Here is a 23441-nt window from a genome sequence, read left to right as displayed (position 1 = left end):
CTCCGGGCGGGACGTGTCGCAGCAGCAGCAGGTGGTAACGGTCGTTGTGGTCGAAGGGCACGCGGCCAGGCTAGTGAGGCCGCACGTAGACTCGGTCGTAGCCAGTCGAACCGTTTGGGAGTGTGCGTGCCGTCCGACGACCAGGAGTTTCCCCCGGAGCTGTCGGCAGGGGACAACTTCATCGCCGGCCCGTTGCCCGACGACGAGTCGGAACTGGAACCGGTCGACGAGGCCGCGATCCAACGGCGGGCACGCCAGGAGCTGAGGGCCGTCGAGACCGAGCTCGACAAGCGCTGGCCGGAGACCAAGATCGCGCCGTCGCTGACGCGCATCAGGGCACTGGCCAACCTGCTCGGTGATCCGCAGGTGACGTATCCCGTCGTGCATGTCGCAGGCACCAACGGCAAGAGTTCGACGGCTCGGATGATCGAGGCCCTGCTGACGAGGATGGGCCTTCGGGTCGGCCGCTACACCAGCCCCCACCTGCAGTTGGTCACCGAGCGCATCAGCATCGACGGGGCACCGATCTCGGCGGAGACCTACGTCAACACCTACCGCGACGTCGCGCCTTTCGTGTCGATGGTCGACAAGGCGGGTGGCCCCGACGAGCCGCCGATGAGCAAGTTCGAAGTGCTCACCGGAATGGCGTTCGCCGCCTTCGCGGACGCCCCGGTGGAAGTCGCCGTGCTGGAGACCGGGATGGGTGGCTCCTGGGACGCCACGAACATCGCCGACGGGCAGGTGGCCGTCCTCACCCCGATCGACTTCGACCACGCCGAGTACCTCGGCAGCGAGCTGACGTCCATAGCCGGTGAGAAGGCCGGGATCATCAAACCCGGCGCAATCGCGGTGCTCGCCGAACAGCACCCCGACGCCGAACGCGTACTGCTGGAACGTGCCGTTGAAGTCGACGCCGTCGTCGCCAGGGCGGGCAGCGAGTTCGGCGTGCTGTCCAGAGACGTGGCCGTCGGTGGGCAACTGTTGCGGTTGCAGGGTCTCGGAGGCGTCTACGACGAGGTCTTCCTGCCGTTGCACGGTGCGCACCAGGCGGCCAACGCCGCACTCGCGCTGGCCGCGGTGGAGGCGTTCTTCGGAGCGGGCAAGGACCGGCAACTGGTGGTGGAAGCGGTGCGCGAGGCCTTCGCCGAGGTGCGCACACCGGGCAGACTCGAACGTGTCCGTGCCGCTCCCGCCGTGCTGCTGGACGCCGCCCACAACCCGCACTCGGCGGCGGCGCTGGCCGCCACCATCGACGCCGAGTTCGCCTTCCGCAGGTTGGCGGCGGTGATCGGTGTGCTGCGCGACAAGGACGCGCTCGGCATCCTGGAGGCACTTGAGCCCGTGGTGTCGGAGGTGGTGGTCACCGCGAGTTCCTCACCGCGTGCCATGCCTGTCGACGAACTCGCCGGGTTGGCTGTTTCGGTCTTCGGCGAGGAACGGGTGACCGTGGAGCCCGTGCTGGACGCGGCGATCGAGTCCGCGGTCGCACTGGTGGAGCAGACCGACGACCCGGAGGAGCCGTTGGCCGGTGGCGGCGTGCTCATCACGGGGTCCGTGGTGACCGTCGGCGAGGCACGTACGTTGTTCGGCAAGGAGCCGGAATGAGTGAGGATTACAGCTCCGGCACGGAGGCCGCCGCGCCACCCGCCAAGGACCCGATGAAGTCCTTCCGCGGAGTGCAGGTGGGCATCCTGGTCATCGAGGCGATCGTGGTGGGGCTCGCGTTGCCGGTTGTCGCGCAACTCGGCGCGGGCATCAGCAGTTTGCAGGGCTGGACGGTGATCGGCATCGCCGTCGCGCTCCTGCTGTCGTGCGGCATCCTGCGCAGACCCTGGTCGATGTGGGTGATCCTGGCGCTGCAAGCGGGGTTGATCGCGTTCGTGGTCGCACTGCCATCGGTGGCGGTCATCGGAGTGCTCTTCCTCGCCGTGTGGTTGTGGCTGATGTGGCTGCGCCACGACGTCGCCACTCGCATGGCGCAGGGGCGGTTACCGGGCCAGCGGCAGGATTCCTGAACGACAGGTCCGCGGCAGTTCACCGTGCCGACCCCTGTAGTTGTCCCACTGGCCCGGTCGGCCGGATAGATGTTCGGTATGAGTGAACAGAACCCTCTTCGCCGTCGAGGCGTGCTCAAGGCAGGCGTGCTTGGCGCGGGCGCCGTGGCTACCGGCGTACTCGGCGCGACACCGGCCGCCGCGCTCATCCGGGCGGGCCGCCCCCGGTTGACGCATGGCGTGCAGTCCGGCGACATCTCGTCACACTCGGCGATCGTGTGGACCAGGGCCGATCGCCCGTCCCGCATGGTGGTCGAGATCGCGCGCGAGCCCTCCTTCCGCGGGGCGCGCGTGGTGCGAGGTCCCGTGCTGTCCCCGCGTACCGGCGGCACCGGCAAGGTGCGCCTCACCGGGCTGCCGAGGGGCACCGAGGTGCACTACCGGGTCACCGCCGAGGACCTCGACGGGCGGGTCAGCAGCGAGCCGCTGACCGGCCGCTTCCGCACCGCGCCGACCCGCCGCGACGACGTGCGGCTGGTGTGGTCGGGCGACGTCGCTGGCCAGGGCTGGGGCATCAACCCCGACATCGGTGGCATGACGGCGTATGCCGCGATGGCCGCTCGGCAGCCGGACCTCTTCCTGCACAACGGCGACAGCGTGTACGCCGACGGGCCGCTCAGCGAGACCGTTTCGCTGCCGGATGGGCGCAGCTGGCGCAACATCGTCACGCCGGAGAAGGAGCGGGTGGCGCAGACTCTCGACGAGTACCGTGGGCAGTTCGCATACAACCTGCTCGACGAGAACGTGCGTGCCTTCGCCGCGGCCGTGCCCAGCTACGTGCAGTGGGATGACCACGAAGTCGTGAACAACTGGTATCCCGGTGAGATTCTCGACCTACCGCAGTACACCGAGAAGCGGGTGGATGTGCTGGCGCGAAGGGCGTTCCAGGCCTTCCACGAATGGCAGCCCATCGACGCGAAGGCGGCCGTCGACGGCAGGGTCTACCGCAGCTTCGGCTACGGCCCTGTCGAGATTTTCGTGCTGGACATGCGCAGCTACAAGGACGCCAACACCTCCGACCCCACGCGACCGGGATCGGTGCTTGGCAGCAGGCAGGCGAACTGGCTGGTGCGCGCACTGGCGAGCAGCAAGGCCACCTGGAAGATCATCCAGGCGGATCTGCCCGTTGGGCTCGTCGTACCCGACGGCAGCGACATGGAGGGTGTGTCCAACGGACTGCCCGGTGCCCCCGGCGGGCGTGAGAGCGAACTCGCCTGGGTGCTGTCGGAGATCTCCAGGCGTCGGGTGCACAACGTGGTGTGGCTGACGGCCGACGTGCACTACACGGCCGCGCACCACTACTCGCCCGACCGGGCCGCCTTCGGTGATTTCGAGCCGTTCTGGGAGTTCGTGTCCGGTCCGCTCAACGCGGGCGCGTTCGGGCCGAACAGCCTCGATCCCACGTTCGGACCCGAGGCGGTGTTCGTACACGCCCCGCCGAAGCCCAACACTTCACCGATGGACGGCTACCAGCACTTCGGCGAGGTGAACGTGAACGCAACCACCGGAGAGCTGACGGTCGACCTGCGTGACGGAACCGGTGCGGCGTTGTGGTCGAAGACCCTGCGGCCACGCCGTCGGGAAGGTGACGGTTAGGCTGCCCACACCGGCATATCCGACAGCAGTCAATGAAGGAGTAACAGCTTGTGAGTGAGCGCACGTTGGTTCTGGTCAAGCCCGACGGCGTCAAGCGGGGCCTCGTCGGCGAGGTGATCTCGCGCATCGAGCGCAAGGGGCTGACCCTGGCCGCGATGGACCTGCGCGCCGTCGAGCGGTCGGTGGCCGAGGAGCATTACGCCGAACACAAGGACAAGCCCTTCTTCGGCGAACTGCTCGAGTTCATCACCTCCGGTCCGGTCGTGGCCATCGCCGTGGAAGGCCCCCGCGCGATCTCGGCGTTTCGGCAGCTGGCCGGGGGCACCGACCCGGTGGACAAGGCCACCCCCGGCACGCTGCGAGGCGACTTCGCGCTCGAGACGCAGTTCAACCTGGTGCACGGCTCCGACTCGCCGGAGTCGGCCGAGCGGGAGTTGAAGCTCTGGTTCCCCGACCTCTGACCGCCGCGCCGGGGTCGTGAGGCGAGCACCGCCGTCTCACGACCCCAGTAGGCCGGTATCGGAAAGGATGTCCGCGATCGTCCGCGTCTCGGCCTCGTTCAGCGGCAGCAACGGCGGATGCGTGCCAGGGTGATCGATCAGGCCACGCAGCGCCATCGCCGCCTTGTACGCGCCGAGTACCGACGCGGTGAGCCCGATCCGCCTCTGATCGGCCACCGACGTGATGGCGAACAGCCGGGCCAACCTGTCCTGCTCGGCTGAGGCGGCTTCGACGTCGCTTTCCCGCACGGCGCGGTAAAGGCGCACATAACCGTGCGGGTCCACATTGCCCAGTCCCGGCACGATTCCGGCGCCGCCGAGTTGAACCGCCGTGTCGGCGAGTAACTCGGAACCGGTGAACGCGGGCAGCTCCGTGCGGCGCAGGATCTCGCGGAAGCTCGCGAGGTCCCCACTGGAGTCCTTCAGACCCGCGATCAGGCCCGAGCTCGCCAACTCGGCCACGATGTCGGCCGTCAGCCGCGAACCGGTCGCGCTGACGATGTCGTAGCCGATCACCGGTGCGTCCACGGCCGCGTGCACCTGCCGGAAGTGTTCGACGATCTCGTCGCGGTGTGGCCGGATGTAGAACGGGGTTGTCACCACCACGGCGTCGGCGCCGAGCCGCACCGCCTGCCGCGCGTGCTCCACCACCCGCAAAGTCCCGGTGTCCACGGCTCCCGCCAGTACCGGTACCGCCCCGGCCACCGTGCCGGTCACCACTTCGATGGCAGCCGTGCGCCGCGCGGTGTCCAGCAGTGCGATCTCGCCGGTCGATCCGCCGACGAACACGCCGTGCACCCCGGCGTCCAGTTGGTCCGACACCACACGTTCCAGCGAGCGCCTGTCCACCTCGCCTTGTTCGTCGAGCGGGGTCACCAGCGGCGGTATGACACCGTGCAGTGCGGACTTCGTCAACTCCTTGGTCACTGGTCCCGTCCTTCCCTTGGTTCTCGGCCGCCCTGTCGCAACGATGATGGGCTTTGCGGCGGCGGGGGCAAAACAACTCGATTTCTGTCGGAGGGTCGTGGCAGGGTCCGTGACGTGGACGACGACACAGCGATGGTGGAAGCCAAGGCGGTGGTGAAGCGCTTCGGCGGCTTCGAAGCCGTGCGGGGCATCGATGTGCACGTCAGGCAGGGGGAGGCGTTCGGCTTTCTCGGCCCCAACGGTGCGGGAAAGTCCTCGACCATGCGCATGATCGCGTGCGTGTCGCCGCGCTCGGAGGGTGAGCTGCGGGTGCTCGGCATGGACCCCGACCGCGATGGCCCTCGCATCCGTGCTCGCATCGGGGTGGTGCCGCAGCAGGACAATCTCGACTCCGAACTGACGGTGCGGCAGAACCTGCAGGTCTACGGCCGCTACTTCGGGCTTTCGCGGGCGCACGTGCGGGCCAAGGCCCAGGAGCTGATGGAGTTCGCCCAGCTCACCGACCGTGCTGACGACGAGGTGGAGCCGCTCTCCGGTGGGATGAAGCGGCGGCTCACCATCGCGCGCTCACTGGTGAACGATCCTGAGCTGCTGCTGCTCGACGAGCCGACGACGGGACTCGACCCGCAGGCTCGGCACCTGCTGTGGGACCGGCTGTTCCGGCTCAAGTCCACCGGCGTGACGTTGATCATCACTACCCATTACATGGACGAGGCTGAGCAGCTTTGCGACCGCCTCGTCGTGATGGACGGCGGGCACATCGTGGCAGAGGGCTCTCCGTCCGGACTCATCGAGCGCTACTCGACCCGCGAGGTGTTGGAGATGCGCTTCCTTCCCGGCGAGCAGGAGACCGCCGCGGGGCAGGTCAGCGACCTCGGACAGCGCATAGAGGTGCTCCCCGACCGGGTGCTCGTCTACACCGACGAGGGCGAGACCGCGCTGCAGCAGTCCCACGCGAGGGGGTTGCGGCCGGTGTCCAGCCTGGTGCGCCGCAGCACGTTGGAGGACGTGTTCCTGCGGCTGACCGGACGGAGTCTGGCGGAATGACGGTGGCGAGCACCAGCGCGACCGGGCGGGTTGTCGGCTCGTGGCGGGCCGCGTGGCTGCGGGTTGAGGGCCACTGGGTCTGGTATCGGCGCTACTGGACGTCGAACCTGTACTCCTCTGGGCTGCAACCGCTGCTGTTCCTGCTGGCGATGGGTGTCGGCTTCGGTTCTCAGGTGCAGCCGGGTGCTGCCACCGCAGGGTTCTCCTACCTACACTTCGTCGCGCCGGCGCTGCTGGTGGCTGGCGCGGCTCAGAACGCGATCGGGGAGTCCAGCTTTCCGGTGCTGTCCGGCTTCAAGTGGCAGAAGGACTACCACGCCGTCACCGCCACCCCGGTCAGCCCAGGCCAGCTGCTGGGTGGGCAGTTGATCTGGGTGGGACTTCGACTGTTCCTCGCCGGTAGCGTCTACGTCCTGGTGGCGTGGGCGTTCGGCGCCTGGCTCAACGCGGGCGTGCTGCTGGTGCTGCTGGTCGGGGTGGCCACCGGTCTTTCGTGCGCCGCGGTGGTGATGGCCATCGCGGCCACCACCTACGACGAGGGCACGCGGTTCACGTCCATTTTCCGGTTCGTGGTCATGCCGATGATGTTGTTCTCCGGGACGTTCTTCCCGATCAGCCAGATCCCGGAGGCGCTGCGCTGGCTGGCGTGGATCTCGCCGCTGTGGCACGGCAACGAACTCGCTCGCGGCGTCACGTTGGGCGGCTTGGAGGTGCTGCCCGCGCTCGGCCATGTCGCCTATCTGGTGGCGATGTTCGCCGTCGGTGGGCTGCTCGCGCGGCACTATTTCTACCGAAGGTTGGCGAGCTAGCGTGACGGTCCTGGAGTCGAGACCCGGCCGGGGTCTGCTGCCGCGGGTGTTGCCGCCCGGGCTGTACTCCGGCCGCGCGAAGGCGATCATCGAACGTTCCGCGTTGACCTACTCGCGCGGCTGGCTGGTGTTCCTTTCCGGGTTTGTCGAGCCGCTGTTCTACCTACTGGCGTTCCAGATCGGCTTCGGCAGGCTGGTCGCCGAGGTCACCGGCCCGGATGGGCAGCCGATGAGCTACGTCGCGTTCGTCGCCCCTGCCCTGCTCGCGGCCTCGGCGATGAACGGCGCGGTGTTCGACTCCACCTTCGGGGTGTTCTTCAAGTTCCGGTACGACAGGACTTACGACGCGATGCTGGCGACGCCCATCGGACCGTTCGACATCGCGCTTGGTGAGATCGGCTGGGCCGTGTTGCGGGGTGGCCTCTACGCGCTGGCGTTCTTCGGCGTGATGACCGGGATGGGGCTTGTGGTCTCGCCCTGGGCGTTGTTGCTCGTGCCGGTGGCGTTGCTGGTGTCCTTCGCGTTCGCCGCGGCCGGTATGGCTTGCGCCACGTTCTTGCGATCGCCGTCGCAGTTCGACTTCATCCAGCTCGCAGTGGTGCCGATGTTCCTGTTCTCAACGACCTTCTACCCACTGACCGTCTATCCCGAGGTGCTGCGCGTAGTCGTGCAGTGCCTCCCGCTGTATCACGGCGTCGAACTGACCAGGGGACTGTCCGTCGGCGTGCTCGACGTCTCGATGCTCGGGCACCTCGCGTACCTGCTCGTGCTGGCGGTACTCGGGCTCTACGGAACGTCGCGCAGGCTGCACCGCCTGCTGCTGCGCTGAGCCTGCGGGCACCGCCGACACGGTGGCCAGCGCGTCGACCATGCCGTGCCCGTAGAAGCTGTTGTAGCCGCTGTAGCCGGTGCAGTAGGCGTCCTGAGTGCCGTCGCCCGCCAAGTCGTAGTCGGTGGGACACCCCAGTGGCGAGGCCTGCCCGGTCAGCGCCGCGCGCAACTGCTGGGGTGTCGCGCCGGGCAGCCGGGAAGCCAGCAGCGCCGCCACCCCTGCCACGTGAGGTGCCGCCATCGAGGTGCCGCACATCGACTCGTATCCGGACGGCACCGTCGACAGCACGCAGTCGTCGGTGCCGCCGCCGGGGGCGGTGAGGTCGATCACGCCGAGCCCGTGCGAGCTGTACGGAGCCTTGAGGCCTGCGCGGTCGACCGAGGAGACGGCCATCACCTGCGGCAGCCCGGCCGGTAGTGCCTCGCAGGTGCTGCTGTCCGACTCGGACGCGAGACCGCTTGGGTTGGAGCGGGTCAACTGCACGCCCTCGTTGGTCGCCGCCGCCACGGTGAGCGTGCCCGCCGCTTCTGCGTACTCCACTGCCCTGGCCAGCGCCTCGTGCACTACCTGCTGTCCGCTGCCAGAGGCACATGATGTCGGCCACGGTGCCACCAGGAAGCTGCTGTTGGCCACCTGCATGCCGTTGCGTGCGGCCCACAGCAGCCCGCATACGGCGGCCTCGGGATCGACGTAGCCGTGTTCGTCGATGACCTTCACGGATGCCAGCCGCACGCCAGGGGCCACCCCGGTAACGCCCCGGCCGTCGTCCGCGGCGGCGAGTATGCCCGCGACGTGAGTGCCGTGCGCCGACGTTGTCGGCTCCCACGCCGAGCGGGCGCGGTCCGGCGAGCCGGAGAGGCAACCCGCCGACAAGTCCGCGTCGACCGTGCCCGCGAGGTCGGGATGGGTGGGGTCGATCCCGGAGTCCAGGACGCCCACGACGACATCCCGGTTACCCACGTCGACGTTGTGCGCGGCGGTGGCGTTGATCGCGCGCAGGTTCCACTGTTCGGCGGTGCGGTCGTCGGTGGCGACGTCCATGCCGGTAAGGGCCGGTATCCGCGGGGCGTTCCTGGGCAGCGCGGACCACGTGCCGCGCCGCGCGAGCCGGGCCGCTTCCGCGCTGAACGCCCTGTCCGGTCCGATGCGCTCGGCGAACAGCGTGGTGGAGGACACAGCGACTCCGACGGCGATCTCCGGGTAGTAGCCGGTGACGGTGCCGCACGCGGCCCGGACCTGTTCCTGCGCGCCGGGTGCGGTGGTGCCCTTGTCGAACAGGACGACGTAGCGCAGTCGCGGACCGTCCAAGTCGCAGGGACTCGCCGGAGCGGCCGTGGCGCTTGTCACACCGAGGTGGCCGCTGAGCGCGAGAGTGACACACGCGAGAACCACGCTGCCACGCCCGCGCACGCCGGCCTCCGTCTGCCACTGACTCGGCTTTTCCCTGCCGGGGCGCACGTTAACCAGCGGGCAGGGGAGGGACAAGCCGGAATCGGAAGTTCCCCCGGCCGAGAGGGGCTCGCCACCAAGCGCGCGATGACGTGCTCGCCGTGTGGGATACTGGGTGTTGGCTGCCGAGCCGTTGCCACCGCCGTACGGGTGGGGCGCAGCGACTGGTGGCCCGGTGACGTGCTGAAAGAGTCGAAGGTCGTCGCCGCCGCGCGCAAGGTGCCGGGCGGCTGGACGACATGGGAGGCGTCGAACGCGCGGACTCGCTTGGCGCGGCACCGTGGGACCTGCCGTCGGCGGTGTGCCGGTCACCCGGCACCTCGGCGGCGCGAGAGGCAAGGATTCCCGTCGGCGGTGCAGCCCACCACGGCGGTACAAAACAGGAAACGGCCCCTGCGCGGCCGCGTGTTGAACGCGCCCGGGGGCGGAGGAGATGTATGTCGAACGCGGAGACACCCGCCGAGAACACTGGCGGGACTACCGCCACATCCACAGCCGCTGCGCTGGCGGAACTGCCGAACAGGATCAGGGTCCACGCCCTGGCGAAGTTACTCGGTGCCAGCAGCCGCGAGGTGCTGGCGAAGCTCGCCGACCTTGGCGAGGAGGTTCGCAGCCCGCAGTCAGGCGTTCACAAGGACGTGGCACTCAAGGTGGCCGAGTCGCTCGGGGTGCTGGACAGTGCCATAGCCGAGACGGCCACACCCGCGGCCGAGGCGACCGCCGAGCCCGGTGAGACGCAAGACACAGCACAGCTGGTGTCCTCGCAGCCGCCGCCTGTCGCCGCGACACCACCGCCGGTGGCTCCGCCAGAGCCGAGCACGCCACCGCAGCCGGTTGCCACCCCGGTGTTCGCGGCACCGTCCCCGGTCTTCCTGCCGCCGGAGCCCGTCGCGGCCGAGCAGCCGTCGCGCCCCGAGCCGCAGCAGGCCGAGGAGGACGAGGAGGCCGGGCAGACCCGGGAGGAACCGTCCGGCAGGTCCGACGACGACGGTGAGTCTGGCGAGGGCGGCGGCCGCAGGCGGCGCCGTCGCGGACGCCGAGGCAGGGGACGAGGCAAGGGTGGCGAGGAACTCGCCGACGAGCAGCAGGAGAGCCCCGATACCGCGGCAGGTGGCGAGGAGAAGCAGCAAGAGGAGAAGGCCGAGGCCGCCCCGAGTAAGCCGGAGGACGGTGGAGAGGCGGAGGAGCCGGAGTCGGCGAGCAAGCGCAGGCGCAGGCGCCGCCGCCGCAAGAGCGGTGAGGACGACACCACCGAGGCGACCTCGGACGACCCGCCCAACACGGTCACCCACGTCCGTGACTCCAAGACCGAAGCCAAGACCGAAGCCAAGACCGAAGCCAAGACCGAGCCCCGCGACGGTGTCCGCAGCGTGCGTGGGTCGACCCGGCTCGAGGCCAAGCGGCAGCGGCGCAGGGACGGCAGGGAGGCAGGGCGCAGGCGCGCGCCGATCTTGTCGGAAGCGGAGTTCCTCGCCCGGCGGGAATCGGTCGAGCGCACCATGGTCGTCGCCGAACGGGGAGACTCCACGCAGATCGGCGTGTTGGAGGACGGTGTGCTCGTCGAGCACTTCGTCACTTCCTCGGGTAGCGGCTCGATCGTCGGCAACGTTTACCTCGGCCGGGTGCAGAACGTGCTGCCCTCGATGGAAGCGGCGTTCATCGACATCGGCAGGGGCCGCAACGCCGTGCTCTACGCCGGTGAGGTGGACTGGGACGCCGCCGGGCTGGAGGGCAAGGCCCGCAAGATCGAGCAGGCGCTCGCCACCGGCGACAACGTGCTGGTTCAGGTCACGAAGGACCCGGTCGGGCACAAGGGCGCCAGGCTCACCACGCAGATCTCGCTACCGGGGCGGTTCCTGGTGTACGTCCCGGCCGGTGGTGCCACCGGCATCTCTCGCAAGCTGCCGGAGAACGAGCGGCGCAGGCTCAAGGACATCCTCAAGCGGATCGTGCCCGAGGACGCGGGTGTGATCATCCGGACCGCGTCGGAGGGCATCAGCGAGGAGGAACTCGCCAGGGACGTGCGCAGGCTCAAGGCGCAGTGGGAGGTCATCAAGGAGAGGGCCGACTCCGCCTCCGGCAAGAAGTCCGGCGCGCCTGCGCTGCTCTACGAGGAGCCCGATCTGCTGGTCAAGGTGGTGCGGGACCTGTTCACCGAGGACTTCGCCAGGCTGGAGGTGCAGGGCGACACCGCGTGGGAGACCATCCACGCCTACGTCGATCACGTCGCCCCCGACCTTTCCGACCGCCTCAAGCGCTATGCGAGCAAGGGCGACGTCTTCGCCGACTACCGCATCGACGAGCAACTCACCAAGGCGTTGGACAGGAAGGTGTGGCTGCCCTCGGGCGGGTACCTGGTCATCGATCGCACCGAGGCGATGACGGTGATCGACGTCAACACCGGCAAGTTCACCGGTTCCGGTGGCAACCTTGAAGAGACGGTCACCCGTAACAATCTGGAGTCCGCCGAGGAGATCGTGCGCCAGCTGCGGCTGCGCGACATCGGCGGCATCATCGTGATCGACTTCATCGACATGGTGTTGGAGTCAAACCGAGACCTGGTGCTGCGAAGGCTTACCGAGTGCCTCGGCAGGGACCGCACCCGGCACCAGGTCGCCGAGGTGACCTCGCTCGGCCTCGTGCAAATGACCCGCAAGCGCGTGGGCACCGGGCTGCTGGAGGCCTTCTCGACGACATGTGAGCACTGCAAGGGCCGTGGCGTGATCGTCTCGTCGGAACCGCAGCGTGGTGTCGGCAACGGAGGCGGCGGGGGCGGCGGCCAGTCGCGGCGGTCACGAAACAAGGCCAAGGCCGAGGAAGCCGAGCCGAAGCCCGCGGAGCAGGGCCCGACGCCCGAACAGCGCGAGTCCGTGGTGTCGGCGGTGCAGGCGATGGCCAACGCCTCCAAGTCGGCTGGCAAGTCCGACGAAGGTGGACAGGGCGAGCAAGCTCCGAAGCTCAACGGCCACGCTCACGGGCACGAACCGCAGGGGGAGACGACCGAGCCCGAGGCCGCTGGTGAGCGTGCGAAGGAGTCCAGGGCCAGGCACCGGCGGGCGGTCAGACCGCAGCGCAGCCCTGAGTCCACCTCAGCGGCACCCGAGCGGGAGACGGCACCACCCCTGGAGCAGACCCGACCGAGCCCATCGGACACCGCCGAGCCGGGGCCGGGCACCACCTCGGCGGAATCGCAAGCCCCGACGCAACCGCAAGCCCCGGCGAAGCAGGAACCGGGGGCGCAGGCCGAAGCCGAGGCGGGGTCGTCCGTTCCGGTGCCCGCTACCCGCACCACCACACGCAGGCCACGCCGCGCGGCCACACGGCCCGCGGGCCCACCGGTGCACGCGCAGGAGAACGGCTCATGACCACCCCCGTGAGGTGCAGGTCGGAGCCGACCAGTAACCTGTATGACGGCCCGCGATCGGAGCGGGCCTCATGAGCCCCAAACCCACAGTCGAGTAACCAGGAGACTTCCGTGTCGGCGTATGCAGTCGTCAAGACCGGCGGCAAGCAGTACAAGGTCGCCGTTGGCGATGTCGTCGAGGTCGAGAAGCTCGAGGGCGAGCCGGGCACCGAGCACACCTTCCCCGCCGTCCTCGTGGTCGACGGCGACGAGGTCACGACGGACGTCGACACGCTGGCGAAGGTTTCGGTCACCGGCAGGGTCGTCGAGCAGACCAAGGGCCCCAAGATCCGCATCCACAAGTTCAAGAACAAGACCGGCTACCACAAGCGGCAGGGTCACCGGCAGCGGTTGACCCGCGTCGAGGTCACCGGCATCAACAAGTAAGGAACCTGACCAGCCATGGCACACAAGAAGGGCGCGTCCAGCTCTCGTAACGGCCGTGACTCCAACCCGAAGTACCTCGGCGTCAAGCGGTTCGGCGGTCAGGCCGTCAAGGCAGGCGAGATCCTGGTTCGTCAGCGCGGCACCAAGTTCCACCCGGGTGTGAACGTCGGCCGTGGTGGCGACGACACACTTTTCGCACTCGCCGCGGGGTCGGTCCAGTTCGGCACGAAGCGTGGCCGCAAGACGGTCAACATCGTGCCGGCCGAGGCCTGACCGGCCCGGCCAGCACGCGAACCCAGAACGAGGGGCGGGTCCGGAACACATCCGGCCCCGCCCCTCGTTTTGCTGTGACAGGGGAAAGAGTTCCGTCCACGAGAGAGGCAGCACGATGGCGTCCCGATTCGTCGACCGCGCGGTGATCCACGTTGCCGCAGGCAACGGCGGCAACGGGTGCGCCTCGGTGCACCGGGAGAAGTTCAAGCCACTGGGCGGACCCGACGGTGGCAACGGCGGCAACGGTGGAGACGTGGTACTGGTCGTCGACCCGGGGGTGCACACCCTGCTCGATTTCCACTTCCGTCCCCATGCCAGCGCGGGCAATGGCAAGCAGGGACAGGGCAGCAACCGCAGCGGAGCGGCGGGGGAGTCGCTTGAGCTGAGCGTTCCGGACGGCACCGTCGTACTGACCGAGGACGGGGAAGTGCTGGCCGATCTGGTCGGCGCGGGCACCCGCTTCGTCGCCGCCAAGGGTGGCCGAGGGGGTCTCGGCAACGCCGCGCTGGCCTCGCGCGCTCGCAAAGCCCCCGGGTTCGCGCTCCTCGGTGAACCGGGGGAGACCCGGGACCTGGTGCTGGAGCTGCGCTCGGTGGCCGATGTGGGGCTGTTGGGCTTTCCTTCCGCGGGCAAGTCGTCGCTCATCTCGGTGCTGTCCGCCGCGCGGCCAAAGATCGCCGACTACCCGTTCACCACGCTGGTACCCAACCTCGGGGTCGTCACCGCGGGTGACACGGTTTTCACGATGGCGGATGTGCCCGGGCTGATCCCTGGCGCCAGCGAGGGCAGGGGCCTGGGACTGGACTTCCTGCGGCACATCGAACGGTGTGCCGTGCTGGTGCACGTGGTTGACTGCGCGACATACGAGTCGGGCCGCGACCCGATCAGCGACGTCGACACACTGGAGTCCGAACTCGCGCGCTACACGCCCGCACTCGGTGGGGATCTGGCGCAGAGGCCTCGCGTGGTGGTGCTGAACAAGGTGGACGTACCGGAGGCCGCCGAGCTTGCCGAGCTGGTGCGGCCGGACCTCGAGGCTCGCGGCCTGCGCGTGTTCGAGGTGTCGACCGTGACCCGCAAGGGCCTGCGCGAGCTGACCTTCGCGCTTGGCGAGATCGTGGCCGCCTACCGCGCCGCGCAGCCGCCGCCCACGCCGACCAAGGTGGTGCTCACCCCGAAGGCCGTCGACGACGGCGGCTTCACGGTGGAGCCCGACCCCGACGAGCCGGGTGGCTTCATCGTCCGGGGCACGCGGCCGGAACGCTGGGTGCGGCAGACCAACTTCGGCAACGACGAGGCCATCGGCTACCTGGCCGACCGGTTGAACCGGCTCGGCGTCGAGGACGAGCTCGCCCGCCAGGGTGCCGAACCAGGAAGCCCGGTGACGATCGGGGACGTGACGTTCGATTGGGAGCCGTCCACGCCCGGTGTCGCTGGAGTGCTCGCCGGAAGGGGCAGCGACCCGAGGCTGGCCGACCGGAGCAGGATCACCGCCGCGCAACGCAAGGAAGCACGTCGTATCCGGCGCGAGGGTCTGCCTGAGCCCGACGCGGACACCCAAGAGGACATCGATGACGAGTGAGGCCCGGCGCGCGATCGCGCTCGCGCGGCGCCTGGTCGTCAAGGTTGGCTCTTCGGCGCTGACCACGACCGGGGACGGGCTGGACATCGCCAGGCTGGACGCGCTGGTCGATGCGATCGCCGGCCGGCTGGGCAGACAGACCCAGATCGTGCTCGTCTCCTCGGGTGCGATCGGGGCGGGGTTGGCGCCGCTGTCGTTGGGTGCCCGCCCGCGCGATCTGGCCACTCAGCAGGCAGCCGCCAGTGTCGGCCAACTCGCGCTGGCCCATGCCTACGCCGAATCCTTCGGTCGCTACTCGCGCACGGTTGGCCAGGTGTTGCTCACCTCCGACGACGTGGTGCGGAGGGCGCACTACCGCAACGCCGAGCGGACGTTCGCCCGGCTACTGGCGCTGGGTGCGGTGCCGGTGGTCAACGAGAACGACACGGTGGCCACAGAGGAGATCCGGTTCGGCGACAACGACCGGCTCGCCGCGCTCGTGGCCCACCTCATCGGCGCCGACGGCCTGATACTGCTGTCCGATGTGGACGCTCTTTACGACGGCGATCCGCGTGCGGGCGGCACGCGCAAGATCGCCGAGGTGAGGTCGGAATCCGATCTCGACGGCCTGGCGGTGGGGATGTCGAGTTCCGGGCTTGGCACGGGCGGCATGATGTCCAAGGTCGCCGCTGCTCGCACCGCCGCGGCCGCGGGAATTCCCGTGCTTATCGCGGCGGCCGCCGAGGCCGCGCGCGCGCTGGGGGAGGCCGATGTCGGCACGGCGTTCCAGCAGGCCGGCGCCCGGCTGTCGGCGCGCAGGTTCTGGCTCGGATACGCGGCGGGGTCGCGAGGCAGGCTCCACCTCGACGACGGTGCGGTGGCGGCGGTGGTACGCAACCGGCGCTCGCTGTTGGCCGCGGGTGTCACCGGGGTGGACGGCGACTTCCAGGCAGGCGACGTGGTGGACCTTGTCGACCCGGCACAGGAGGTGGTGGCCCGTGGCGTCGTCGCCTTCGACGTCACCGAGTTGCCCGACCTGATCGGCAGGTCCACATACGAGCTGCCGCCCGACCAGCGTCGCGAGGTCGTACACGCCGACGATCTGGTGCCGCTGCGCGGTCGCTGACCGGTCGGCTCGCGATCCCGCTCAGCGTAGTTCGCTGCGGTTGGTTTCCGGCAGGCTCAGGATCACCAGGAACGCCACGGCGGAGCCCGCGGCTACGTACCAGAAGAAGGCTCCGGCCGCGCCCGCGTTCGCCAGCGCCGTAATCACCAGCGGTGCCGTGCCACCGAAGGTCGCGACCGTGAGGTTGTACCAGGCACCGATACCGAGCGCGCGCAGCGACGTGGGGAACAGCTCGCTCATGATCGCGGGTGCGATCGAGGTCATCGCGGTGTACAGGCTCAGCCCGACGCAGAACACCACCAGGAGGTTCAGCAGACCCGGCCGCACCAGCGTCGACAACGGGACGATGAGGACCGCCATCGCGGCCGACCACACCATGAGCTGCGGTTTGCGGCCGAAGCGATCCGACAGCGCGCCCATGGGGTACTGCAGCGCGACGAAGATCGCTGTGGCGATGGACAGGGCGAGGAAGACATCGACGTCGTCGGCGCCGCGTGACTCCACGGCGAACGGTGTCAGAGCACTGAAGAACGTGTAGTAGCACAGTGTGGACAGCATGGTGAAGCCGACCAGCTGCCCAACAGCCTTCGGGTGTGCGCGCAATGTGGTGATCAGTGGGTGCCTGACCCTGCGGGCGGTGGTCTTGTTCTCCTTGAACTGCTCGGTCTCCTCCAGGCTGGTCCGCAGCCACAGGCCGATGACGCCCAGCACCCCGCCGAGCAGGAACGGGAGCCGCCAGCCCCACGACTGCAGTTGAGCATCGTCCATCGTGCGCGCGAGCACGAAGCCCAGCACCGAGGCCAGCAGCACCGCGCTCCCGGTAGAGATGTAGAAGAACGACGAGTATCGCCCTCGCCGTGCGGGGGGCGCGATCTCGCCGAGGTAGGCGGATGCGTTCGATACTTCGCCGCCGAGCGACAGTCCCTGTGCGATGCGGGCAAGCAGCAGCATGAGCGGCGCCAGCCAGCCGATCTGCTCGTAGGTGGGGAGCAGGCCGATCAGCGCGGAACCGCCCGCCATCAGCACGATAGTGAAGATCATCGCGGGCCTGCGACCCTTGAGGTCGGCGAACCGGCCGATGAGCATGCCGCCGAGCGGGCGGAAGAAGAAGGCCAGCGCGTAGGTGGCGAAGGTGTTGATCTGCGCCAGCTCACCGGGGAAGAAGGCGGTGGCGAAGTAGATGCTGAACGTGGCGTAGATGGTCCAGTCGAACCACTCCAGCGCGTTTCCCACGCTGGCCGCGAACAGCTTGCGCACCGGGAGTCGGTGGACAGCGGGCGCACCGACGTTCGACTCAACCATGTCGACCCTCCGCGTGTCTGTCGGGAGAGTGGAACTGTGCCACAACATTGAGCGGGGCGGAAGTTTTCCCACATCCATGCGCTCGGCTTTCCGGATGGCGAAACGACTTCGACTACCCGGTGGACGCGAGCGCGAACGGCAGCACCGCGAGAGCGCCTGCCTCAAGCAACTGACGAGCGGCCAGGGTGATGGTCCATCCGGAGTCCACCACATCGTCCACCAGCAGCACAGGCCCGGCCGCGGTTGCCACGCTCGCCCGCAGATCCTGCGGCACGACAAGATCTCGCCACAGGTCGGCGAGCCGACGTGCGCTGTTGGACCTGCGCGGTGGCGCTGCCTCGCGATGCTCGATGGTGCCTGCGAAGCGCAGCCTGCCGATTTCGGCGAGTCTGCCTGCGAGGCTGGTGACCAGCCGTGGCCTGCTCCGCGACGCGATGGCGACCACGGCAGCCGGACGTTGCTGCCAGTCCCAGGAGGCCAGGACCGAAACACAGGCCTGCAACACCTCATCGGGTAGCTCGCGATCCTCGGCGCCCGTGCCGACCAGTTCGCGCAGCCGTGGGCCCCAGCCGATGTCGGTGAACCTGCCGAGGGTGCGGCCCGGCTGTGCCTGTTCGGCGCGGGGGATTCGGCCGGACAGCGGCACATCCAGCGCCGCCATGCCGGTAGGCCATTGTCTGCGTGGCGCCAACTCGACACCGGGCCTGACAAGTCGTTGCTGTGTCGCGGCGGTGACGGCGGCAGCTACCTCGGTGGTCCAGTACCGACCGGTGCAATTGTCACAGCGGCCACAGGGCTCCGCATGCGGATCGTCGAGTTGGCGCAGCAGGTACTCCATCCGGCAGCCGTCGGTGTCCAGGTAGCCGAGCATGGCCTGTTGCTCGGCCGCACGCGACTGTCGCACTCGTTCATAACGTTCGCCGTCGTAGTGCCACGGCGTGCCCGTGGCCTCCCACCCGCCGCGTACCCGCCGTACCGCACCGTCGACATCCAGAACCTTCAACACCATCTCCAGTCGCGAGCGCGACAGGTCCACGGTCGGCTCGATGGCCGCTGTGGACAGCGGCCTTCCCGCACTCGCCAGCGTGTCGAGCACCTGTGTGACGCGGTCCCGGTCGGGGAACGCGAGCGAGCCGAAATACGCCCAGATGTCCTTGTCCTGCTTGCCGGGCAGCAGGACCACCTCGGCATGCCGCACTCCGCGTCCGGCCCTACCCACCTGCTGGTAATAGGAGATCGGCGAGGAAGGAGAACCCAGATGTACGACGAAGCCCAGATCGGGTTTGTCGAATCCCATGCCGAGCGCCGAAGTAGCGACAACAGCCTTGACCCGGTTGGCGAGCAGGTCGTCCTCGGCGGCGTGCCGGTCGGTGGGTTCGGTTCTGCCGGTGTAGGCGGCGACATCGTAACCGTGGTCGGCCAGCAGCGCGGCGACGTCGTGTGCGGCACTGACGGTCAGCGTGTAAACGATGCCAGAACCCGGGAGTTGTTTCAGATGCTCGACGAGCCATGCCAGGCGCGCGGCCTCGGTCGGCAGTGATACGACGGCGAGCCGCAGGCTCCGCCGGTCAAGCGGGCCGCGAAGCACAAGGGTGCCGGAGCGGCTGCCGATACCCAGTTGTTCAGCCACGTCGGTGGCGACCCTGTCATTGGCGGTGGCGGTCGTGGCCAGCACCGGCACCCCTTCGGCGAGTTCGCCCAGCAAGGTGCGCAACCTGCGGTAGTCGGGGCGGAAGTCGTGGCCCCAGTCCGAAATGCAGTGTGCCTCGTCCACCACGAGCAGGCCCGCCGTGGCGGCGAGTTTGGGCAACACCGCGTCGCGGAAGTCGGGATTGTTCAGTCGCTCCGGGCTGACCAGCAACAGGTCGACCTTCGCCTCGGCGATGTCCGTCTCGATCTGGGCCCACTCGTCCTGGTTGGCGGAGTTGATGGTCGCGGCGTGGATGCCCGCGCGGGAGGCGGCGGCGATCTGGTTGCGCATCAGGGCGAGCAATGGCGACACGATGACGGTTGGGCCGAAGCCCCGTTCGCGCAGCAACGCTGTCGCCAGGAAGTAGACCGCCGATTTGCCCCACCCGGTGCGCTGCACCACGAGGGCACGCCGTTGCTGGTTGACCAACGCGTCGATTGCCCTCCACTGATCTTCGCGCAGCACGGCCTGCTGCCCGGCGAGTTCGCGCAGCAGCGCCTGTGCCCGCTGGCGAGCCGTGTCGCCCGTGTCGGTGCCCGCGTCGATCCCGGCTTCGGTGCCCACGTCGATGTCCACGCCGTCAAGCTCTACCGGATCGGTCTCCTGCTGTCCTCTTCGCGGGTGTGCGAGCGGAACCGCTCACCATGTAATGTGACCTACATCACTTTTGTTGTGCCTGGTGGTAGTGGCAGCGGTGTGGACCCGCGCGTATCCGCGCCGCTCGTGCTGGGGGCCGGATATAGGGTGGTTCTTCATGGCCGCACGTCGTATCGGTGTCATGGGTGGCACGTTCGACCCCATCCATCACGGACACCTCGTCGCCGCCAGCGAGGTGCAGTACCGGTTCAACCTCGACGAGGTCATCTTCGTACCCACAGGGCAGCCGTGGCAGAAGGTCGACCGCATCGTCTCCAAGGCCGAGGACCGCTACCTCATGACCGTCATCGCCACCGCCTCCAATCCGGTGTTTTCGGTCAGCAGGGTCGACATCGACCGCGGCGGCCAGACCTACACGGTGGACACCCTCCGCGACCTGCGCGCCGAATACCCCGACGACGACCTGTTCTTCATCACCGGTGCCGACGCGCTGGAGCAGATCCTCACCTGGCGTAACGCCGACGAACTGTTCACCTTCGCGCATTTCATCGGGGTCACCCGGCCCGGTTATCACCTCGACGACAACCACCTACCGAAGGGGAAGGTCAGCCTCGTCGAGGTCACCGCCATGGCCATCTCCTCGACCGCCTGCCGCGAACGTGTGCTGCACGGGGAACCGGTGTGGTACCTGGTGCCCGACGGCGTGGTCAGGTACATCGACAAGCGGCACCTGTACCGCCGGCTGTCGGTTCGGTAGCCGTGACGAGCCGGGTAGCTCGTCGGTGCCTGCGGGTACGCTGCTGCGAGCGTACGTTCGATTTCGAAGGAGCACCGTGGTAGCGACGGCCGGAGCACAAGACCTCGCGACCGCGGCCGCGCACGCGGCGGCGGACAAGAAGGCGACCGACGTGGTCGTGCTCGATGTCTCTGACCGCCTCGTGATCACCGACGCGTTCGTGATCGCATCGGCGCCCAACGAGCGCCAGGTCGGTGCCATCGTCGACAACGTCGAGGAGAAGTTGCGTATCGCCGGGCACAAGCCGGTGCGCAGGGAAGGCGCCAGGGAAGGGCGTTGGGTCCTGCTCGACTACGTGGACGTGGTTGTGCACGTGCAGCACGAGGAGGAGCGCGCGTTCTACGGCCTGGAGCGGCTGTGGAAGGACTGCCCCCGCATCGAGGTGCCTGGCCTCGGCGAAAACCGCGCGGCTGACGACACCGAGGACACCGACGACACCGACGGTGATGGCGACGCGGGATCGAGTGCCCCGTGAGCCTGCGGCGGCTGGTTCTTTGGCGGCATGGCGAGACCGACTTCAACTCCGTCGGCCGCATGCAGGGCCATCTGGACTCGGCGCTGACCGAGGTCGGCTGGAACCAGGCCCGGTTCGCCGTTCCCGCGCTGGCGAGGTTCGAGCCGGACCTGGTCATCGCCTCCGACCTGCGCAGAGCCACCGACACCGCCACCGTGCTGACCGAGGCCATCGGCGTGCCGCTGCGCATCGACAAGCGGCTGCGCGAGACACACCTGGGTGAGTGGCAAGGACTCACCGGCGCCGACGTCGACGAACGTGCGCCGGGGGAGCGGGACCGCTGGCGCGCCGACGCCACCTGGGCGCCGCCAGGGGGCGAATCCCGGGTCGATGTAGCCGCCCGCGCCTACGAGGTGGTCGATGACCTGATCAGTGGCGACGATGCGTACCACACGGTGTTGCTGGCCGCGCACGGCGGGCTGATCATCGCGCTGACGGCTCGGTTACTTGGCCTGCCCATCCAACTGTGGCCCTCGCTTGGCGGCATCTCGAACTGCCACTGGGTCGATCTGGTCAGGCGCGAGCAGTTCTGGCGACTGCACGCCTACAACGCCGGGATGACCGGGTAGCCATGGCAGTTGTGCCGCGACGGCCCCGATTGCTGGTTTTCGGCGACTCGTTGAGCTTCCACGGCCCTGACGGTGGTTACGCCGCCGACGAGCCTCGACTGTGGCCCAACGTCGCCGCGCGGGCCCTTGGCGGCGACGCCGACCTCGTCGCGGGAGCAGGCTGGACCGCACGTGACGCGTGGTGGTCGCTGACGGGCGACCCGCGGGTGTGGGCGGAACTGCACACGGCCGATGCGGTGGTGCTCGCGGTGGGCAGCATGGACACTTTGCCTTCCCCGCTGCCAACCTACCTGCGCACCGGACTGCGCTACCTGCGCCCCGACCGGCTACGCCGGGCCGCTCGCAAGGCCTATCTGGCCGCGCAGCCGGTGCTCTCCGTTGCGACGGGTGGACGGCCCGCGGCGCTGCCTACCCATCTCACCGTGCACTACCTGCGAACGGCGGTGGGAGCGCTGCGCATCCTGCGGCCGTCGTTGCCGGTGGTGGTATGGCTGCCGTCGGTGCACCGCGCGCCGTCGTACCGATACGTGCACACCGTGCGCCCGGCGACCGAGGCGGCCGTGGCGGCATGGGCGCGCACGAGCGGGGTTCCCGTGCTCGACGTCGCGGCCGTGGTGGGGCCGCACGTGCTGGCCGGACGGGGTAACCCGGACGGGATGCACTGGGGCTGGGAAGGCCATGCGGTGGTCGGTACGGCGATGGCCGAGCTGCTGCGGCCACTGCTCGACGTGGCGGGCGAGCCGTCTCGCGCCGCCGAGCCGTCCGGGACGTAGGCTGGCCGCGTGCCGGTCGCCGTTGTCACGGATTCCACGTCCCACCTGCCGGAAGGATTCGCCGAGAGGCACGGTATCCGCGTCGTCCCGCTGCATGTCCTCATCGACGGGGTATCAGCTCTGGACGATGTCGAGGTTGGCCCGGTCGCTCTGGCGGAGGCACTCGGGCAACGCAGGATCGTCACGACCTCCCGGCCGACACCCTCGGAGTTCGCCTCGGTGTTTCGCGAGGCGTTGACCGAAGGCGCTGACACCGTGGTGTCTGTGCACTTGTCGAAGAAGCTGTCCGGCACCTGGGAGGCGGCGGTGCTCGCCGCTCAGGAGGTCGGGCCTGACCGGGTACGAGTAGTCGATTCCCGTAGTACCGCGATGGGTCTGGGCTTCGCGGTCCTGCACGCCGCCACGGCCGCCGCGAACGGTGCGGAGGGGCAGGCCGTCGAGGCCGCCGCGATGTCGGCTGCGAACCGGTCGGAGACGCTGTTCGTGGTGGAGACCTTGGAGTACCTGCGGCGCGGTGGGCGGATCGGTCATGCAGCCGCGCTGCTTGGCACCGCGTTGGCGATGAAGCCCGTGCTGCGGATGCAGGAGGGTGAGATCAGGCCGCTGGAAAAGGTCCGCACCATGAACCGAGCGACGACTCGACTGGTCGACCTCGCCGTGCAGGCGGCGGGCGAGGAGACAGTCGAACTGGCCGTACACCACCTTGCCTCCCCCGAGCGCGCCGCGGAGTTGGCGACGCGGCTCGAGGAGCGGCTGCCCCGGTCCAGGGGTTGCGTGGTGTCCGAACTGGGAGCTGTTGTCGGCGCGCACACCGGTCCAGGTGTGCTCGGAGTGGTGGTGCAGCGCCCGCCGGGCGATGTCGCGCCGACCGATGAGCAGAAGCCCCTCAGAGCGGCCGGTCAGTAGCTCCACGCCCACCCGGCCGGGCCACTGGTGGTGCTGCCAGGTGCGAGGCCGAGAGGCTGCGGTGCCGGATATGGCTGGTTCATGGCGTCCTCTCGATGTGTTTCGCTCCCGGGTTCGCGTTTATCCGATGACTGTTCCGGTGGGTGCCCGAGTCGAGATCAGCTCGTTACCCGCGACGACTTCGCCCCGCGCGGCAGTTGTCCACACAACTGGTGTTGTCCACAGGCCCCGCGATTCGCCGCCACCGCATACAACTCACTCGTCCTAGTTTCGAAAACGTGTTCGACCAAACACGCGAAGCGCGGCAGAGGGGACAGGATGAGCTGGCAA

The 23441-nt window shown here is 68.8% G+C and carries 20 protein-coding genes and 1 pseudogene; 17 read left to right on the top strand and 4 right to left on the bottom strand.

The features are described from left to right. Positions 1–126: 126 nt before the first annotated feature. The 4 genes from folC (at position 127) to ndk (ending at position 4111) form a co-directional block, all read left to right on the top strand. Positions 127–1605 carry a bifunctional tetrahydrofolate synthase/dihydrofolate synthase gene (gene folC / locus FHU38_RS17975; protein ID WP_167172957.1) on the top strand — a complete coding sequence of 493 codons (1479 nt, stop codon included), beginning with the start codon at positions 127–129 and terminating at the stop codon, positions 1603–1605. Beyond that, positions 1602–2015 (top strand): DUF4233 domain-containing protein, encoded by a 414-nt coding sequence (locus FHU38_RS17970; RefSeq protein ID WP_167172955.1) that lies wholly within the window; start codon positions 1602–1604, stop codon positions 2013–2015. Before folC ends, FHU38_RS17970 begins: the two co-directional genes overlap by 4 nt. A gap of 78 nt (positions 2016–2093) precedes the next feature. Beyond that, positions 2094–3650, top strand: a complete 1557-nt coding sequence (locus tag FHU38_RS17965) for an alkaline phosphatase D family protein (protein WP_167172953.1) — start codon at positions 2094–2096, stop codon at positions 3648–3650. 50 nt (positions 3651–3700) lie between these two features. Next, positions 3701–4111, top strand: a complete 411-nt coding sequence (gene ndk / locus FHU38_RS17960; RefSeq protein ID WP_009153323.1) for a nucleoside-diphosphate kinase — start codon at positions 3701–3703, stop codon at positions 4109–4111. Between the two features lie 36 nt (positions 4112–4147). Here the strand turns inward: ndk and FHU38_RS17955 are convergent, their stop codons facing one another. Then, positions 4148–5077 (bottom strand): dihydrodipicolinate synthase family protein, encoded by a 930-nt coding sequence (locus tag FHU38_RS17955; protein WP_167172951.1) that lies wholly within the window; start codon positions 5075–5077, stop codon positions 4148–4150. Between the two features lie 132 nt (positions 5078–5209). Here FHU38_RS17955 and FHU38_RS17950 point away from each other — a divergent pair, with 132 nt between their 5' ends. Genes FHU38_RS17950 through FHU38_RS17940 form a run of 3 tightly spaced genes read left to right on the top strand, consistent with a single transcriptional unit; the run spans position 5210 to position 7762 of the window. Next, a complete protein-coding gene (locus FHU38_RS17950; protein ID WP_167176234.1) occupies positions 5210–6124 on the top strand; it encodes an ABC transporter ATP-binding protein in 915 nt (304 codons plus the stop codon). After that, complete coding sequence (locus FHU38_RS17945) at positions 6121–6933, top strand: ABC transporter permease (RefSeq protein ID WP_167172949.1); 813 nt, start codon at positions 6121–6123, stop codon at positions 6931–6933. Before FHU38_RS17950 ends, FHU38_RS17945 begins: the two co-directional genes overlap by 4 nt. A gap of 1 nt (position 6934) precedes the next feature. Continuing rightward, positions 6935–7762 carry an ABC transporter permease gene (locus tag FHU38_RS17940; protein ID WP_313886818.1) on the top strand — a complete coding sequence of 276 codons (828 nt, stop codon included), beginning with the start codon at positions 6935–6937 and terminating at the stop codon, positions 7760–7762. Here FHU38_RS17940 and FHU38_RS17935 read toward each other — a convergent pair. Continuing rightward, positions 7760–9175: pseudogene (locus FHU38_RS17935) on the bottom strand (S8 family peptidase); the annotation flags it as partial. The gene FHU38_RS17940 and the pseudogene FHU38_RS17935 sit on opposite strands and share 3 nt — an antisense overlap. A gap of 476 nt (positions 9176–9651) precedes the next feature. Between FHU38_RS17935 and FHU38_RS17930 the strand changes: the two are divergent. The 5 genes from FHU38_RS17930 (at position 9652) to proB (ending at position 15964) form a co-directional block, all read left to right on the top strand. After that, positions 9652–12579, top strand: a complete 2928-nt coding sequence (locus FHU38_RS17930; protein ID WP_167172944.1) for a translation initiation factor IF-2 N-terminal domain-containing protein — start codon at positions 9652–9654, stop codon at positions 12577–12579. A gap of 110 nt (positions 12580–12689) precedes the next feature. After that, positions 12690–13004 (top strand): 50S ribosomal protein L21, encoded by a 315-nt coding sequence (rplU, locus tag FHU38_RS17925; RefSeq protein WP_040926200.1) that lies wholly within the window; start codon positions 12690–12692, stop codon positions 13002–13004. Positions 13005–13019: 15 nt separating this feature from the next. Beyond that, the gene (gene rpmA / locus FHU38_RS17920) at positions 13020–13277 is read left to right on the top strand and encodes a 50S ribosomal protein L27 (protein ID WP_009153330.1); all 258 of its coding nucleotides are present in this window, start codon (positions 13020–13022) and stop codon (positions 13275–13277) included. A 115-nt stretch (positions 13278–13392) separates the two neighbouring features. Beyond that, on the top strand, positions 13393–14859 hold the full coding sequence (gene obgE, locus FHU38_RS17915; RefSeq protein ID WP_167172942.1) for a GTPase ObgE: 1467 nt from the start codon (positions 13393–13395) through the stop codon (positions 14857–14859). Next, entirely contained in the window at positions 14849–15964 is a 1116-nt protein-coding gene (gene proB / locus FHU38_RS17910; protein ID WP_167172940.1) for a glutamate 5-kinase, read from the top strand. Before obgE ends, proB begins: the two co-directional genes overlap by 11 nt. Before the next feature lie 21 nt (positions 15965–15985). Here proB and FHU38_RS17905 read toward each other — a convergent pair whose 3' ends face one another. After that, positions 15986–17266, bottom strand: a complete 1281-nt coding sequence (locus FHU38_RS17905) for an MFS transporter (protein ID WP_167172938.1) — start codon at positions 17264–17266, stop codon at positions 15986–15988. Positions 17267–17378: 112 nt separating this feature from the next. Continuing rightward, positions 17379–19526: a RecQ family ATP-dependent DNA helicase gene (locus FHU38_RS17900; protein ID WP_313886879.1), complete on the bottom strand. Its 2148-nt coding sequence runs from the start codon at positions 19524–19526 to the stop codon at positions 17379–17381. Positions 19527–19710: 184 nt separating this feature from the next. On the opposite strand from FHU38_RS17900, the gene nadD reads away from it, so the two are divergent. The 5 genes from nadD (at position 19711) to FHU38_RS17875 (ending at position 23111) form a co-directional block, all read left to right on the top strand. Continuing rightward, positions 19711–20310 (top strand): nicotinate-nucleotide adenylyltransferase, encoded by a 600-nt coding sequence (gene nadD, locus FHU38_RS17895; protein WP_167172936.1) that lies wholly within the window; start codon positions 19711–19713, stop codon positions 20308–20310. Between the two features lie 76 nt (positions 20311–20386). Continuing rightward, positions 20387–20824 carry a ribosome silencing factor gene (rsfS, locus tag FHU38_RS17890; protein ID WP_167172934.1) on the top strand — a complete coding sequence of 146 codons (438 nt, stop codon included), beginning with the start codon at positions 20387–20389 and terminating at the stop codon, positions 20822–20824. After that, positions 20821–21432, top strand: coding sequence for a histidine phosphatase family protein (locus FHU38_RS17885; RefSeq protein WP_167172932.1), 612 nt, complete (start codon positions 20821–20823; stop codon positions 21430–21432). Before rsfS ends, FHU38_RS17885 begins: the two co-directional genes overlap by 4 nt. 2 nt (positions 21433–21434) lie before the next feature. Next, positions 21435–22205 carry a diglucosylglycerate octanoyltransferase gene (octT, locus tag FHU38_RS17880; protein ID WP_167172930.1) on the top strand — a complete coding sequence of 257 codons (771 nt, stop codon included), beginning with the start codon at positions 21435–21437 and terminating at the stop codon, positions 22203–22205. A 9-nt stretch (positions 22206–22214) separates the two neighbouring features. Then, positions 22215–23111: a DegV family protein gene (locus FHU38_RS17875; RefSeq protein ID WP_167172927.1), complete on the top strand. Its 897-nt coding sequence runs from the start codon at positions 22215–22217 to the stop codon at positions 23109–23111. Positions 23112–23441: the final 330 nt, after the last annotated feature.

It is taken from the genome of Saccharomonospora amisosensis, assembly GCF_011761185.1.
In the GTDB taxonomy this organism is placed as follows: domain Bacteria; phylum Actinomycetota; class Actinomycetes; order Mycobacteriales; family Pseudonocardiaceae; genus Saccharomonospora_A; species Saccharomonospora_A amisosensis.
This window is presented reverse-complemented; position numbering and strand designations above follow the sequence as displayed.

Bases quoted from the DNA above. Each gene is read 5' to 3' on its own strand.
- FHU38_RS17970 (WP_167172955.1), top strand. From the start codon at position 1,602: ATGAGTGAGGATTACAGCTCCGGCACGGAGGCCGCCGCGCCACCCGCC.
- FHU38_RS17965 (WP_167172953.1), top strand. From the start codon at position 2,094: ATGAGTGAACAGAACCCTCTTCGCCGTCGAGGCGTGCTCAAGGCAGGC.
- FHU38_RS17950 (WP_167176234.1), top strand. From the start codon at position 5,210: ATGGTGGAAGCCAAGGCGGTGGTGAAGCGCTTCGGCGGCTTCGAAGCC.
- FHU38_RS17945 (WP_167172949.1), top strand. From the start codon at position 6,121: ATGACGGTGGCGAGCACCAGCGCGACCGGGCGGGTTGTCGGCTCGTGG.
- FHU38_RS17930 (WP_167172944.1), top strand. From the start codon at position 9,652: ATGTCGAACGCGGAGACACCCGCCGAGAACACTGGCGGGACTACCGCC.
- rpmA (WP_009153330.1), top strand. From the start codon at position 13,020: ATGGCACACAAGAAGGGCGCGTCCAGCTCTCGTAACGGCCGTGACTCC.
- obgE (WP_167172942.1), top strand. From the start codon at position 13,393: ATGGCGTCCCGATTCGTCGACCGCGCGGTGATCCACGTTGCCGCAGGC.
- proB (WP_167172940.1), top strand. From the start codon at position 14,849: ATGACGAGTGAGGCCCGGCGCGCGATCGCGCTCGCGCGGCGCCTGGTC.
- FHU38_RS17905 (WP_167172938.1), bottom strand. From the start codon at position 17,266: ATGGTTGAGTCGAACGTCGGTGCGCCCGCTGTCCACCGACTCCCGGTG.
- nadD (WP_167172936.1), top strand. From the start codon at position 19,711: ATGGCCGCACGTCGTATCGGTGTCATGGGTGGCACGTTCGACCCCATC.
- octT (WP_167172930.1), top strand. From the start codon at position 21,435: ATGGCAGTTGTGCCGCGACGGCCCCGATTGCTGGTTTTCGGCGACTCG.